The 14,691-nt window shown below is 64.2% G+C and carries 13 protein-coding genes; 8 read left to right on the top strand and 5 right to left on the bottom strand.

What is annotated here, in order from left to right:
* Positions 1-43 precede the first annotated feature (43 nt).
* The 7 genes from V5F23_RS17465 (at position 44) to V5F23_RS17435 (ending at position 5,731) form a co-directional block, all read left to right on the top strand.
* Positions 44-706, top strand: a complete 663-nt coding sequence (locus V5F23_RS17465) for an amino acid ABC transporter permease (protein ID WP_042731870.1) — start codon at positions 44-46, stop codon at positions 704-706.
* Between the two features lie 9 nt (positions 707-715).
* The gene (locus V5F23_RS17460) at positions 716-1,378 is read left to right on the top strand and encodes an amino acid ABC transporter permease (protein WP_042731864.1); all 663 of its coding nucleotides are present in this window, start codon (positions 716-718) and stop codon (positions 1,376-1,378) included.
* A complete protein-coding gene (locus V5F23_RS17455; RefSeq protein ID WP_042731865.1) occupies positions 1,375-2,166 on the top strand; it encodes an amino acid ABC transporter ATP-binding protein in 792 nt (263 codons plus the stop codon). Before V5F23_RS17460 ends, V5F23_RS17455 begins: the two co-directional genes overlap by 4 nt.
* A gap of 25 nt (positions 2,167-2,191) precedes the next feature.
* Positions 2,192-2,578, top strand: a complete 387-nt coding sequence (locus V5F23_RS17450; protein ID WP_042731866.1) for a RidA family protein — start codon at positions 2,192-2,194, stop codon at positions 2,576-2,578.
* A gap of 62 nt (positions 2,579-2,640) precedes the next feature.
* Positions 2,641-3,405 (top strand): IclR family transcriptional regulator, encoded by a 765-nt coding sequence (locus tag V5F23_RS17445; protein ID WP_042731867.1) that lies wholly within the window; start codon positions 2,641-2,643, stop codon positions 3,403-3,405.
* 39 nt (positions 3,406-3,444) lie between these two features.
* A complete protein-coding gene (locus V5F23_RS17440; protein ID WP_042731868.1) occupies positions 3,445-4,662 on the top strand; it encodes an amino acid deaminase in 1,218 nt (405 codons plus the stop codon).
* Positions 4,663-4,813: 151 nt separating this feature from the next.
* A complete protein-coding gene (locus V5F23_RS17435) occupies positions 4,814-5,731 on the top strand; it encodes a sugar kinase (protein WP_042731869.1) in 918 nt (305 codons plus the stop codon).
* Positions 5,732-5,853: 122 nt separating this feature from the next.
* Here the strand turns inward: V5F23_RS17435 and V5F23_RS17430 are convergent, their stop codons facing one another.
* Together V5F23_RS17430 and V5F23_RS17425 are read right to left on the bottom strand one after the other, a co-directional pair.
* A complete protein-coding gene (locus tag V5F23_RS17430; RefSeq protein WP_019690952.1) occupies positions 5,854-6,129 on the bottom strand; it encodes a peptidylprolyl isomerase in 276 nt (91 codons plus the stop codon).
* 45 nt (positions 6,130-6,174) lie between these two features.
* The gene (locus V5F23_RS17425; RefSeq protein ID WP_042732333.1) at positions 6,175-8,712 is read right to left on the bottom strand and encodes a PAS domain-containing sensor histidine kinase; all 2,538 of its coding nucleotides are present in this window, start codon (positions 8,710-8,712) and stop codon (positions 6,175-6,177) included.
* Between the two features lie 132 nt (positions 8,713-8,844).
* Between V5F23_RS17425 and V5F23_RS17420 the strand changes: the two genes are divergently transcribed.
* Positions 8,845-9,960: a PilT/PilU family type 4a pilus ATPase gene (locus V5F23_RS17420; protein ID WP_042732331.1), complete on the top strand. Its 1,116-nt coding sequence runs from the start codon at positions 8,845-8,847 to the stop codon at positions 9,958-9,960.
* 176 nt (positions 9,961-10,136) lie between these two features.
* Here V5F23_RS17420 and V5F23_RS17415 read toward each other — a convergent pair whose 3' ends face one another.
* From V5F23_RS17415 to V5F23_RS17405, 3 genes are all read right to left on the bottom strand, one after another.
* Positions 10,137-12,092, bottom strand: coding sequence for an acetoacetate--CoA ligase (locus tag V5F23_RS17415; RefSeq protein WP_042732332.1), 1,956 nt, complete (start codon positions 12,090-12,092; stop codon positions 10,137-10,139).
* A gap of 209 nt (positions 12,093-12,301) precedes the next feature.
* Positions 12,302-13,078: a 3-hydroxybutyrate dehydrogenase gene (locus tag V5F23_RS17410; protein WP_042732361.1), complete on the bottom strand. Its 777-nt coding sequence runs from the start codon at positions 13,076-13,078 to the stop codon at positions 12,302-12,304.
* Between the two features lie 7 nt (positions 13,079-13,085).
* Entirely contained in the window at positions 13,086-14,477 is a 1,392-nt protein-coding gene (locus V5F23_RS17405) for a GntP family permease (protein ID WP_042732360.1), read from the bottom strand.
* Between the last annotated feature and the right edge of the window lie 214 nt (positions 14,478-14,691).

Below are 14,691 nucleotides of genomic sequence, written 5' to 3'. Positions count from 1 at the left end.
CGGGATGCCCGTCGCGGGCGTCCCGCCGAAGGTACTGTCGACCATGAACTATCAGTTGAACTTTGCCGCCGTCTGGCGCGATTTCGACACCTTGCTGGCGGGGCTCGGGCTGGGGCTTTCCCTGGCGCTGGTGTCGATCGCCATCGGTTGCGTGATCGGTCTGGCGATGGCATTCGCGCTGCTGAGCAAGCACCGCCTCCTGCGTGTGCTGGCCTCGGTGTATGTGACGGTGATCCGCAATACGCCGATCCTGGTGCTGATCCTGTTGATCTACTTCGCCTTGCCGAGCCTGGGCATTCGCCTGGACAAGCTGCCGTCGTTCGTCATCACCCTGTCGCTATACGCCGGGGCCTACCTGACCGAGGTGTTCCGCGGCGGCTTGATGAGCATTCACAAGGGTCAGCGTGAAGCGGGCCTGGCGATCGGCCTGGGGGAGTGGCAGGTGAAGGCCTACATCACCGTGCCGGTGATGCTGCGCAACGTGCTGCCGGCCTTGTCGAACAACTTCATCTCGCTGTTCAAGGACACTTCCCTGGCCGCGGCGATTGCCGTGCCGGAGCTGACCTACTACGCCCGCAAGATCAACGTGGAGAGCTACCGGGTGATCGAAACCTGGCTGGTTACCACGGCCCTGTATGTCGCGGCCTGTTACCTCATTGCCATGCTGCTGCGGTACTTCGAGCAGCGCCTGGCGATCCGCCGTTAGGAGCTTCCCATGTACGAATCCCCCAGTTGGTTGCATGAGTTGTGGGTTGCGCGGGACACCTTGTGGGCGGGCTTTGTGACCAGCGTGCAGTGTTCGGTACTGGCGATTTTGCTGGGCACCTTGATCGGCCTGGTCGCCGGGCTGGTATTGACCTATGGCCGAATCTGGATGCGCGCGCCGTTTCGCTTCTATGTCGACCTGATTCGTGGCACGCCGGTGTTCGTGCTGGTGCTGGCCTGCTTTTACATGGCCCCGGCGCTGGGCTGGCAGATCGGCGCGTTCCAGGCCGGTGTCCTGGGCCTGACGCTGTTTTGCGGCTCCCACGTGGCCGAGATCGTGCGCGGTGCCTTGCAGGCGTTACCCCGCGGGCAGATGGAAGCCAGCCAGGCCATCGGCCTGACGTTCTACCAGGCCCTGAGCTATGTGTTGTTGCCCCAGGCGTTGCGGCAGATCCTGCCGACCTGGGTCAATTCCTCCACCGAGATCGTCAAGGCCTCGACGCTGTTGTCGGTGATCGGGGTGGCCGAACTGTTGCTCAGCACCCAGCAGGTCATTGCCCGAACCTTCATGACGCTGGAGTTCTACTTGTTCGCCGGTTTTCTCTTTTTCATCATCAATTACGCCATCGAGTTACTCGGCCGGCACATTGAAAAACGGGTGGCCTTGCCATGACTGATGTTTCGACTTCCTCCAACGCCCAGCCGCTGCTGGACATTCGTGGCCTGCGCAAACAATACGGCCCGCTCGAAGTGCTCAAGGGCGTGGACCTGAGCCTGCAGCGCGGCAATGTGGTCACGCTGATCGGCTCCAGCGGCTCGGGCAAGACCACGCTGTTGCGCTGCGTGAACATGCTGGAAGAGTTCCAGGGCGGGCGGATCATGCTCGACGGCGAGGCCATCGGCTACGACGAGATCGACGGCAAGCGCCTGCGCCACCCCGAGAAGGTCATTGCCCGGCATCGGGCCATGACCGGCATGGCCTTCCAGCAATTCAACCTGTTCCCCCACCTGACTGCTTTGCAGAACGTCACCCTGGGCCTGCTCAAGGTGAAAAAACTGCCCAAGGACGAAGCGGTGGCCCTGGCCGAGAAGTGGTTGGCGCGGGTCGGCCTGCTGGAACGTCGCAATCACTTTCCCGGTCAGTTGTCCGGCGGTCAGCAGCAGCGCGTCGCGATTGCCCGTGCAATTGCCATGAACCCCAGCCTGATGCTGTTCGACGAGGTGACCTCGGCCCTCGACCCCGAACTGGTGGGTGAAGTGCTGAACGTGATCAAGGGCCTGGCCGAAGACGGCATGACCATGCTGCTGGTGACCCACGAAATGCGCTTTGCCTTCGAGGTCTCCGACAAGATCGTGTTCATGAACCAGGGCCGCATCGAAGAGCAGGGCCCGCCGAAGGAATTGTTCGAACGCCCGCAATCGCCACGGTTGGCGGAATTTCTCAAGAACACCCGTTTTTAACTGCATTGCATAAGGAGAAACACCCATGAGCATTACCCGTTACGGCACTGGCAGCAGCGCAGGCGGCGGACAGCCTCGGCCCTTCGCCCGGGCCGTGGAGGCCGATGGCTGGCTGCACGTGTCCGGCCAGGTGCCGGCGGTGGACGGTGAGATCATCGTTGGCGGGATCGTCGAGCAGACGCACCAGACGATGAAGAACCTGATCGCCATTCTCGAAGAGGCCGGCTATGGCCTGGAAGACGTGGTGCGCTGTGGCGTGTGGCTGGACGACCCGCGGGATTTCTGGAGCTTCAACAAGGTGTTCGGCGAATACTTCAGCCCGGAACACGCCCCGGCCCGGGCTTGTGTGCAGGCCAGCATGATGGTTGATTGCAAGGTCGAGATCGATTGCGTGGCCTACAAGAAAAAGTGATCACCTGTGGGTGGCGCAGTAGTCTGATTACACTCGTGGCCAACTGAATGGAAACCCAAGACATGACCGAAGACACCATCAAACGCCGGGCCCGGGGACTGGATCGGGCGTTCGATATCCTCGATTTCCTCAAGGAAATCGGCCAGCCGCTGCGTCCGAACGACATCGCCAGCGGCATCGGCAGCCCCAAGTCCACGGTCTATGAGCTGGTGGCGTCGCTGCTGGAGCGACGCATCCTCGAACCGGTGGGCAAGGACGGCCATGTTTACCTGGGCCGCCAGTTGTACTTTCTCGGCCAGGCGCACCTGCGTCATTTCGACCTGAGCCGCGAGGCCGACCAGGCCTTGCAGGACATCGTGCGCCAGACCCGGGAAACCGCGCAGATGTGCCTGCTCAACGGGCGCAAATACACCGTGGCGCTGATGAAGGAGGGCGAACGGCATTTCCGTATTTCATCGGACATCGGCGAAAACGCGCCCATCCCCTGGACAGCCTCCGGTCGCCTGTTGCTGGCGCATCTGAGCGACCAGCAGATCATCGACCTGATCGACCCCGATGACTTCATCCTGCCAGACGGCGAGCGCCTGCCTCTGGAGCAGTTCCTGAGGGAAATCCGCCAGGCCGGCGACGAGGGGTTCTTCTCGTTCGACAGCGTGGCCGACACCTTCACCCACTGCTTCGCCGCACCGGTCAAAGACCCGAACGGTGTCGCCATCGCCACCCTGTGCATCGTCGCCCCACGGGCCGACGCCAAGAACAATTACGCCGACTATCGCCGGGTGCTGATCGAAAGCGCCAACCACCTGGCCCGGCGCATCAATGAATAGACAATAGCGGTCATCCGCGACCGCGAGAGGAGTTCGACCATGTCTTCTGCCATTCAGGACGCAGCCGTAGAGAAGGGCGCCGCCACCGTGGGGGCTCACCTGTTGCGCGACGTCAGCCTGCCGGCGTTGGTGCTGCATCGCCAGGCTTTGGAGCACAACATCCGCTGGATGCAGGCGTTCGTCAGCAATAGCGGTGCCGAACTCGCGCCCCACGGCAAGACCAGCATGACCCCGGCCCTGTTCCGTCGTCAGCTCGACGCCGGCGCCTGGGGCCTGACCCTCGCCACCGCCGTGCAGACCCGTGCCGCGTACGCCCATGGCGTGCGCCGGGTGTTGATGGCCAACCAACTGGTGGGCACGCCGAACATGGCCCTGGTCGCCGATTTGCTCGCCGATCCGGCGTTCGACTTCCATTGCATGGTCGATCACCCAGACAACGTGGCCGACCTGGGCGCGTTCTTTGCCGCTCGCGGTGTGACATTGAACGTGATGATCGAGTACGGCGTGGTCGGTGGGCGTTGTGGTTGCCGTACGGAGGCTGAAGTGCTGGCCCTGGCCGAGGCGATCCGGGCGCAACCGGCGCTGGCACTGACCGGTATCGAGGGTTACGAGGGCGTGATCCACGGTGACCACGCCATCAGCGGCATCCGCGCGTTCGCCGCGTCCCTGGTCAGTTTGGCGGTGCAGTTGCAAGACAGCGGCGCGTTTGCCATCGATCGACCGATCATCACCGCCTCGGGGTCGGCCTGGTACGACTTGATCGCCGAGTCGTTCGAGGCCCAGAACGCCCATGGGCGCTTCCTCAGTGTGCTGCGCCCCGGCAGTTACGTGGCCCACGACCATGGGATCTACAAAGAGGCCCAGTGCTGCGTGCTGGAGCGTCGCAATGACCTGCACGAAGGCTTGCGCCCGGCCCTGGAAGTCTGGGCCCACGTGCAATCGCTGCCGGAGCCGGGTTTCGCGGTGATCGCCCTGGGCAAGCGCGACGTGGCCTATGACGCGGGCTTGCCGGTGCCGCTCAAGCGCTACACGCCGGGTTCGGATTCGGTGGCGGGCGACGACGTGAGCGGTTGCCAGGTGACGGCGGTGATGGACCAGCATGCGTTCATGACCGTGGCGCCGGGGGTGGCGTTGCGGGTCGGCGATATCGTTTCGTTCGGCACCTCGCATCCGTGCCTGACCTTTGATAAGTGGCGGGTGGGGTGCTTGGTGGATGAGGAGTTGCGGGTGGTCGAGAGCATGGATACGTGTTTCTAGTCTTTGAACCGAGTTGCGGCTATCGCGAGCAAGCTCGCTCCCACACTGGATTGTTGTGAATACAAAATTTGTGATCGCCATGATCCCCTTGTGGGAGCGAGCTTGCTCGCGATAGCGGCTGCCAGACACCGCTGAATTATCAGGATCATCCATGAGCAACCCCAAACCCCGCATCGCCCTGATCGGCGAGTGCATGATCGAACTGCAACAACGCGCCGACGGCAGCCTGCACCAGAGTTTCGGCGGCGATACCCTGAACACCGCGGTGTACCTGGCCCGTGCCTTGGGCGACAGGGGCGCGGTGGATTACGTCACGGCCTTGGGCGATGACAGTTTCAGCGACGCCATGTGCCAGGGCTGGGCGGCGGAAAACATCGGCTTGGAACGGGTCCAGCGCTTGCCCGGGCGCCTGCCGGGCTTGTATTGCATCCAGACCGACGCGGCCGGCGAGCGGCGGTTTCTGTACTGGCGCAACGAGGCGGCGGTGCGTGATTGCTTCACCACCCCGGCCGCCGCGCCGATCCTGGCGGCGCTGCCGGGCTATGACGTGCTGTATTTCAGCGGCATCACCCTGGCGGTGCTGGGGGAGCAGGGGCGCGTCAAGCTCATCGAAACCTTGGTCGAGGCGCGCCGGCGCGGGGCCCAGGTGGTGTTCGATAACAATTTCCGGCCCAGGCTCTGGGCCTCGATTGACGCGGCTCGGGCGGCGTATCGCAGCGTCCTGCCCCATGTGACGCTGGCGTTGCTGACGGTGGACGACGAGCAGGCGTTGTTCGGTCATCAGGACAGCGACGCGGTGTTTGCCGCCTATGCGCCTCTGGGCACGCCTGAGGTGGTGCTCAAGCGCGGTGCCGAGGCCTGTTTGATCCGCTACGAGGGGCAGTCTTACGAGGTGCCCGCCCAACGCGTCGAGCGCGTGGTGGACACCACGGCGGCCGGGGATTCGTTCAGCGCCGCCTACCTGGCGAGCCGCTTGCTGGGCGGCAGCCCGGTGGACGCCGCCGAGGCCGGGCATTTGTTGGCGAGCCGGGTGATCCAGGTGCCGGGAGCGCTGATCCCCCGTCCATGAAACCACCACAGAACGTCGTGTGGGAGCGGGCTTGCTCGCGAAGGCGGTGGGTCAGTCACATTGATACAACCTGACACACCGCCTTCGCGAGCAAGCCCGCTCCCACAGGGGCGGTTTCCAGGCTAATCCCGGTAAAACACCTGCACCAAGTGATAGCCGAACTTGCTCTTGATCGGCCCGTGCACCACCCGCAACGGCTTCTTGAAAATCACCGCGTCGATTGCGCCGACCATCTGCCCCGGCCGGACCTCACCCAGGTCGCCGCCGCGCTTGCCGGAAGGGCAGGTGGAATACTTCTTCGCCAGTACGTCGAAGGCTTCGCCCTTGGCGATGCGCTGCTTGAGCTGTTCGGCTTCTTCGGCGGTTTTCACCAGGATATGGCGGGCTTGGGCTTTCATGGTGGCGCGGACCTGAACGTAACGGGGCGGCGATTATGCCTCAACTCAGCTGTCATGGTTGATCATCGCCCGAATCTTGGTCGCCAGCAGGTCGAGGGTAAACGGCTTGGCCACCATGTCCATGCCCTGGTCGAGAAACCCCTGGCGCTCGGCGGCTTTCTGCGCGTAACCGGTCATGAACAGCACCTTCAGGTCAGGCCGGTGCTGGCGGGCGATTTCCGCCAGTTGCCGGCCATTCATGCCCGGCAGGCCGACGTCCGTCACCAGCAGGTCGATGCGTTGTCCTGACTCCAACAACGGCAGTGCGGTCCTCGCGTCGCGGGCTTCAAGGGCGGTGTAGCCCAGCGCCTCCAACAGGTCGAGCACCAGCATCCGCACTGCGGGCTCGTCCTCCACCAGCAACACGGTTTCCCCGGCGATCGCCGCCGGCACCTCCACCGTCCCGGCTGTCGCAGGCTGTTCGGCGGGCGTCATGCGCAGGCGTGGCAGGTACAACTGCACCCGAGTGCCCAGGCCTGGCACGCTGTCCAGGTTGAGGTGTCCACCGGACTGCTGGGCAAAGCCGTAGATCATCGACAAGCCCAGGCCGGTGCCCTGGCCGATGGGCTTGGTGGTGAAGAACGGATCGAAGGCCTTGGCCAGCACGGAAGGGGTCATGCCGCTGCCGTTGTCGCTGACGGCGATCATCACGTAGTCGCCGGCCTTGACCGGTTCCAGGGTGTCGATGTCATTGCCGTCGAGGTAGACATTGGCGGTTTCGATGACCAGCTCGCCGCCGTCGGGCATGGCGTCCCGGGCGTTGATCACCAGGTTGAGCAGGGCGTTTTCCAGCTGGCTGGCGTCGGTGCTGACCGGCCACAGCTCGTGGCCCAGTTGCAGGCGCAGCACGATGTGCTCGCCGGTGGTGCGCCGGAGCAGGTCCTCCAGCGAGTGCACCAGGTCATTGGGGTCCAGCGGCTTGCGGTCCAGGGACTGGCGACGGGAAAACGCCAGGAGCCGATGGGTCAGCGCGGCGGCGCGGTTGGCCGAGGACACGGCCGCTTCGGTGAAGCGTCCGATTTCCGCCACCCGGCCATTGGCGATGTAGCGCTGCATCAGGTCAAGGCTGCCCAGGATCCCGGTGAGCATGTTGTTGAAGTCATGGGCGATGCCGCCGGTGAGCTGGCCGACCGCTTCCATCTTCTGGGCGTGGCGCAACGCTTCTTCGGCGCGCTCGCGCTCGAACATTTCTTCTTGCAGGCGTTGGTTGGCCTCGGCCAGTTGGCGAGTGCGGGCGATCACCCGGTCTTCCAGGGTCTCGTTGAGGTTGCGCAAGGCTTCTTCGGTCTTCTTGCGCTCGGTTTCGTCGATCACGAAGATGTAGAAGCCGTTCACCGCGCCGTCCGCTCCACGGCGCGGGAGGTAGTTGGTCAGGGCATGGCGCGGCCGGCCATCGCGGTGGGCCGACTCGATGGCGAAACTGCACGGGTGGCCCGCCAGGGCCTCGGCGATGTGCGCGGCGCGCAAGGCATAGGCTTCTTCACCGAGCACTTCGCGGATGGTCTTGCCGTAGAGTTCTTGTGGGGTCAGGCCGTACCAGTCCAGGTAGGCGCTGTTGTTCAGCCGGAAACGCTCGTCGCGGTCCACGTAACTGATGAGGATCGGCATGGCGTTGATGATCAGTTGCAGCTCGTTCTGGCTCTGGCGCAGCGCCTGCTCGGCGTGCTTGCGCTCGGTGAGGTCCAGGGCCGCGCCGAGGAAACGCTTCGGCCGACCGTGGCGATCCTTGTAGCAGCGGCCCCGGACGAACACCCAGCGCATTTCGCCCGTGGGCTGCACCAGGCGGTATTCCTCGGCGTATTCGGTGCCGTGGCTGATGCAGTGCCTGATGCTGCGGGCAACCATGGCCCGGTCTTCGGGGTGCACGCCTTCAAGGTAGGCGCTGATGGGGAGCTGGCGCGACAGGTTCGGGTCGACGCCATGCAGGCGGGCGAAATGCGCGTCGGCCACGAAGCGGTCCTCGCGGATGTCCCAGTCCCAGGTGCCCAGCGCATCGGCAGCGGCCAGGGCCAGTTGCAGGCGTTCTTCGCTTTCATGCTGGGCCTTGAGGCTGGCTTCGGAGCGGCGCTCGAACTCCTGGGTCAGGCGTCGGCGTTCGCTGGTCTCGATGGCCGTGACCAGGAGGCCGGCGACGTGACCGCCTTCGTCATGCACCGGGCTGTAGGTCAGGTCCAGCCACACGTCGCACAGGCGGCCGGCGAAGGGCACGCGCCATTGCTGGTCGCGGCAGGCATGGCCATGGCCTTGCAATACCCGTTCATAAATCGTCTCGGTCGCGGCCTTGAGCTCGGGCCAGGCGAGGTGGGTCGGCTGGCCGAACGTGCGCGGGTGCTTGTCGCCGATGAGTCGGGCAAAGGCGTCGTTGTACAACTGGCACAGCTGCGGGCCCCACAGCAGGGCCATCGGCATCGGCGAATGGAGCATGATGTCCATGGCGGTGCGCAGGCTCTGGGGCCAGGTGTGGGCAGCGCCCAGCGGGCTCGAGGCCCAGTCCAGGCGGGCGATCAGGCCCTGGGTGTCGCTGCCGACAGGTGTTGCGTTCATCACGGAATCCCTGGAAATCATGTCTGTGTGGCGGTGTCTACTATCCTTCGAGGACGGTAAGCGCGGGTTGGTCTGAAGAGGTGCATGCTCGGGTCAGCTTGTTTCATTGATGCCTCGCGGAAGTTTCAGTCCATGGAAATCGATCCCTTGTTGCGAATCCTGGCGAGCCAGGATGGCTCCGACCTTTATCTGTCCACCGGTGCACCGCCGTGCGCGAAATTCGAGGGGGTGCTCAAGCCCCTGGGTTCCCAGGCGTTCAAGGTTGGCGACATTGCCGGGCTCGCCGAGTCTTTGATGGACGCCGAACAGCGCCTTGAGTTCGATCGAGAGCTGGAAATGAACCTGGCAATTTCCCTCGCCGGCGTCGGGCGGTTCCGGGTCAACGTCTTCAAGCAGCGTAACGACGTGTCCATGGTGATCCGCAACGTCAAGCTGGACATCCCGCGCTTCGAAGACCTGAAGCTGCCTCCGGTGCTGCTGGAGAGCGTGATGCGCAAACAGGGGCTGATCCTGTTCGTCGGCGCCACGGGGTCCGGCAAGTCGACGTCCCTGGCGGCGTTGATCGATTACCGCAATCGCCACAGCAGTGGCCACATCATCACCATCGAGGACCCGGTGGAGTATATCCATCGGCACAAGAAGTCGATCATCAACCAGCGTGAGGTCGGTGTCGACACCCGCAGCTTTCACGCCGCCCTGAAAAATACCCTGCGCCAGGCGCCGGATGTGGTGCTGATCGGTGAAATCCGCGACCGGGAAACCATGGAACACGCCCTGGCCTTCGCCGACACCGGGCACCTGGTGATTTCCACGTTGCATGCCCATAACGCCAACCAGGCCCTGGACCGGGTGATCAATTTCTTTCCCGAAGAGCGCCGGCCGCAACTGCTCAGCGACCTGGCCAACAACCTCCAGGCCTTCATCTCCCAGCGCCTGGTGCGCACCGTGAGCGGCCAGCGCCGCGCGGCGGTGGAGGTGATGCTGGGCTCGCCCACGGTGGCCGACCTGATCCGGCGCAACGAACTGAGCGAGCTCAAGGGCATCATGGAAAAATCGGAAGAGCTGGGCATGCAAACCTTCGATCAGGCCCTGTTCAACCTGGTGGTGGAAGGCGCCATCGACGAGGAGCAGGCGCTGAAGAATGCCGACTCGGCGAACAACCTGCGCTTGCGCCTGAAGCTGCATGCCGAGTCGGGCGCCGCGCCGCCGGCTGATCCGGCGGCGGGGGAGTGGGGGTTGGTGGATTGACGGGAAAAAACCGACTCCTTGTGGCGAGGGGATTTATCCCCGCTGGGCTGCGAAGCAGCCCCCATGAGGCCAACCCCTTCTGTCTGATGCACCGAGTTGACAGGTTTGAGGGTTGCTGCGCAACCCAACGGGGATAAATCCCCTCGCCACAGATAATCCCTTCACCACAAGGGCGCCTAACTGGCCAGTTCCGGCCGCTCCCGAAACTGCTCCAGCGCCTCGGGATTGGCCAGGGCGTCGGTGTTCTTCACTGCCTCGCCATGCACCACGTTGCGCACCGCCAGCTCCACCACCTTGCCGCTGATGGTTCGTGGAATGTCGGTGACCGGCAGGATCTTCGCCGGAACATGGCGCGGCGTGGTGTTGGCGCGGATGACCTGACGGATCCGCTGGGCCAGGTCCTCATCGAACGCCACCCCGTCGCGCAACCGCACGAACAGCACCACCCGCACGTCGCCCTGCCATTGCTGGCCGATGGCAACGCTGTCGAGCACCTGCTCGATCTTTTCTACCTGCCGATAGATTTCCGCCGTGCCGATGCGCACGCCGCCGGGGTTGAGCACCGCGTCGGAGCGCCCGTGGATCAGCAGGCCGCCGTGGGGCAGTTCCTCGGCATAATCGCCTTGGGCCCACACGCCGGGAAACTGGGCGAAATAGGACGCGCGCAGCTTTTCCCCCTGGGGGTCGTTCCACAGGCCAATGGGCATCGCCGGGAAATGCCGGGTGCACACCAGTTCGCCTTTCTCGCCGATGACCGCTTTGCCGGCGTCGTTCCAGACCTGCACGGCCATGCCCAGGCTCTTGCCCTGCATTTCGCCCCGGCGCACCGCTGACAGCGGGTTGCCATTGACGAAACACGAGACGATGTCGGTGCCGCCGGACATTGAGGCGAGACAGACGTCTGGCTTGACGTCACGGTACACATAATCGTAGCTGTGGGGCGCCAGCGCCGAGCCGGTGGACAGCAGGGTCTTCAGGCTGCCCAGCTCATGGCTGTGCCGCGGCTTCAGGCCCTGGCTCTCCAGGGCGGCGAGAAATTTCGGGCTGGTGCCGAACACGCTGATGCGCTGCTGGTCGATAAGGTCCAGCAGGCGCTCGGGGCCTGGATGGAACGGCGAGCCGTCGTAGAGCACCACGGCGCTGCCCACCGCAAGGGCCGACACCAGCCAGTTCCACATCATCCAGCCGCAGGTGGTGTAATAGAACAGCCGGTCCTGGGGGCCGAGATCGACGTGCAGGCCGTGTTCCTTGACGTGCTGCAGCAACACACCGCCGGTGCCGTGGACGATGCACTTGGGCACGCCGGTGGTGCCGCTGGAATAGAGAATGTATAGCGGGTGGTCGAAGGGCACGCCGGTGAACTCCGGTTCGCCGCCGCTGTGGTAGAAGTCTGCCCACAAGGCGACGCGGGCCGGGGTCTTGAAGTCGTCCGGGCGTGCTTGCGGCTGGGCGTAGGGCAGCACGATCAGTTGCTGCAGCGACGGCAGCCGCTGGAGGATTTCGTTGACCTTGGCCCGCTGGTCGATGACCTTGCCGGCGTAGCGGTAACCGGCGCAGGTGATCAGTACCTTGGGTTCGATCTGGCCGAACCGATCGATGACGCCTTGGGTGCCGAAGTCCGGTGACGAACAAGACCAGATCGCCCCCAGGCTGGTGGTGGCGAGCATGCCCACCAGTGTCTGCCAGGTGTTGGGCATGCAGGCGGCCACGCGATCGCCCTGGGTGACGCCGGCGGCCCGCAGGCTTCGTTGCAGGCCGGCGACCTGGGCGGCGAGTTCGGCCCAGGTCAGTTGTTCCTGGCCGCCGTCTTCATCGATGGCCACCACCGCGACGGCCTCGTCGCGACGGCGCAACAGATGTTCGGCAAAGTTCAGGGTGGCGCCGGGGAACCACCGGGCACTGGGCATTTGCGGGCCTTCCACCAAAACCTCGCGGGGCGCCTGGTGAAAGTGAATCTCGAAGAAATCGACGATGGCCTGCCAGAAGGCTTCGCGCTGGTCGATGCTCCAGGCGTGCAGGGCCGGGTAGTCGTCGAGTTGCAGAGCGTGTCGGGCGTTGACGAACCGGCGAAAGGCGTCCATTCGCGACTGGGCGATGCGTTCGGGGGTGGGTTGCCAGAGGGTGTCGGACATGGCGTGCCTCTTATTCTTTTATAGGGGCTTACAAACATTGCAGCACAAGGTGCTATTTGTGGCGAGGGAGCTTGCTGTGAGAAGTGCTTCTGTGGCGAGGGAGCTTGCTCCCGCTCGGCTGCGAAGCGGCCGCAAATCGGGGGCGCTACGCACCCCAGCGGGAGCAAGCTCCCTCGCCACAAAGGCGTTCTCGCCTTGGAGATGGGGACTTACTGCGCCAGCCACCCACCGTCGATATTCCACGCCGCGCCACGCACCTGGCTGCCGGCTTCGCTGCACAGGAACAACACCAGTTCGCCCAACTGCGGCGGGGTGACGAATTCCAGGGACGGCTGCTTCTCGGCCAGCAAGTCATGCTGGGCCTGCTGCGGGTCGACGCCGCTGGCGATGCGGTCGTCGATCTGTTTCTGCACCAGCGGCGTCAGCACCCAGCCGGGGCAGATGGCGTTGCACGTCACGTTGCTGGTGGCGGTTTCCAGGCCGACCACCTTGGTCAGGCCGATCACCCCGTGCTTGGCCGCGACATAGGCGGCCTTGCCCACCGAGCCGACCTGGCCGTGCACCGACGCAATGTTGATGATCCGGCCCCAGCCTTTGGCGCGCATGCCCGGCAGGCTCAGGCGAGTGGCGTGGAACACCGAGGACAGGTTGATGGCGATGATCGAGTCCCAGCGCTCCACCGGAAAGTCTTCCACGGCGGCCACGTGCTGGATCCCGGCGTTGTTCACCAGGATGTCGACGCCGCCGAACTCGCGCTCGGCGTAGGCGAGCATGTCGGCGATCTGCGCCGGGTCGCTGACGTCGGCCGGGTGATGGCCGACCCGGCCGGTGAACTGTTGCACCTCGGCGATCACCGCCGAGGCATCGCCAAAGCCATTGAGGATCAGGTTGGCGCCGGCCTTGGCCAGGCCCAAGGCGATGCCCAGGCCGATGCCGCTGGTAGAACCGGTGACCAGGGCAGTCTTGCCCGAAAGGGTTGTCGTCATGGGAACCTCACACAATGCCAGTGGCGTAGAACACGCCGATCACGACGAAGACCGCGAGGGTCTTGATCAGCGTAATGCAGAAAATGTCTTTGTAGGCTTCACGGTGGGTCAGGCCGGTGACCGCCAGCAGGGTGATCACCGCGCCGTTGTGCGGCAGGGTGTCCATGCCGCCACTGGCCATGGCGGCCACGCGGTGCAGCACTTCCAGGGGAATGTTGGCGGCGTGGGCAGCGCTGATGAAACTCTCGGACATGGCCGCCAGGGCGATGCTCATGCCGCCCGAGGCGGAACCGGTGATGCCCGCCAGCAGTGTGACGGTCACGGCTTCATTGACCAGCGGGTTGGGGATGCTCTTGAGCCAGTCGGCCAGGACCAGGAACCCTGGCAACGAAGCGATCACCGCGCCGAAGCCGTATTCCGATGCGGTGTTCATCGCCGCCAGCAGGGCACCGCCCACCGCGCTTTTGCTGCCTTCGGCCAACTTGCTGCGAATGGCCCGGAAGCCAAACGCCAGGACCATGAGAATGCCCACCAGCAAGGCCGCCTGCACGGCCCAGATCGCGGTGAGCTTGGCGATGTCGCTGGTGACCGGGGCAGCCATGCCCGGCAGCGCCAGGCTGTGGCTCTTGCCGTACCACTGGGGAATCCATTGGGTGAACAGCAGGTTCATGATGCCCACTGCCAGCAGCGGCGAAACGGCGATCCACGGGTTGGGCAGTTGGATGTCTTCGGCGGTTTCCGGCTCGTTGCGCAACTGTGTGCCATAGCCTTCGCCCAGGCGTTGGGCCTTGTTGCGCTGGCGCTGGAGGAACAGCATGCCGACGCTGAACACGAAGAGCGTGCCGATCACGCCCAGCCAGGGCGCGGCCCAGGCCGTGGTGTTGAAAAAGGTGCTGGGGATGATGTTCTGGATCTGCGGTGTGCCGGGCAGCGCGTCCATGGTGAAGGAGAACGCACCAAGGGCGATGGTGGCCGGGATCAGCCGCTTGGGAATGTCGCTCTGGCGGAACATCTCGGCGGCGAACGGGTACACCGCGAACACCACCACGAATAGCGACACCCCGCCATAGGTCAGCAGCGCGCAGACCAGCACGATCACCAGCATCGCCTGGCGAGTGCCCAGCAAGCGGATGGCCGCCGCGACGATGGAGCGGGAGAACCCCGACAACTCGATCAGCTTGCCGAACACCGCGCCGAGCAGGAACACCGGAAAGTACAGTTTGATGAAACCGACCATTTTCTCCATGAACACCCCGGTGAATGCAGGGGCCACGGCGGCAGGGTCGGTGAGCAGGACGGCGCCGAGGGCGGCGATGGGGGCGAAGAGGATAACGCTGTAGCCACGGTAGGCGGCGACCATCAGCAGCGCAAGGGCTGCCAGGGCAATGATCACACTCATGGTGTGTCTCCTGGGATTGTTATTGTTGTGGTGAAGCGGTGACGGAGGCTTTAGCGAGTTCTGTGCCAGGTAGGTAACTTGCTGAAATTTAAGGAATTATTTTGTGAGCAGTGTGAGCTGGAAAGGATTTGTCTCTGTTTTGAGATTTTCAGGGGGGTACAGGCCTCCTCGCGGGCAAGCCCGCTCCCACATTAGACGTGGTGTCTTGTCAAAA

Origin of the sequence: Pseudomonas sp. WP18, assembly GCF_036689585.1 — a bacterium.
In the GTDB taxonomy this organism is placed as follows: Bacteria; Pseudomonadota; Gammaproteobacteria; order Pseudomonadales; family Pseudomonadaceae; genus Aquipseudomonas; species Aquipseudomonas chlororaphis_E.
Note: the sequence above shows the minus strand (reverse complement) of the source record. Positions and strands in the feature narration are given on the sequence as shown.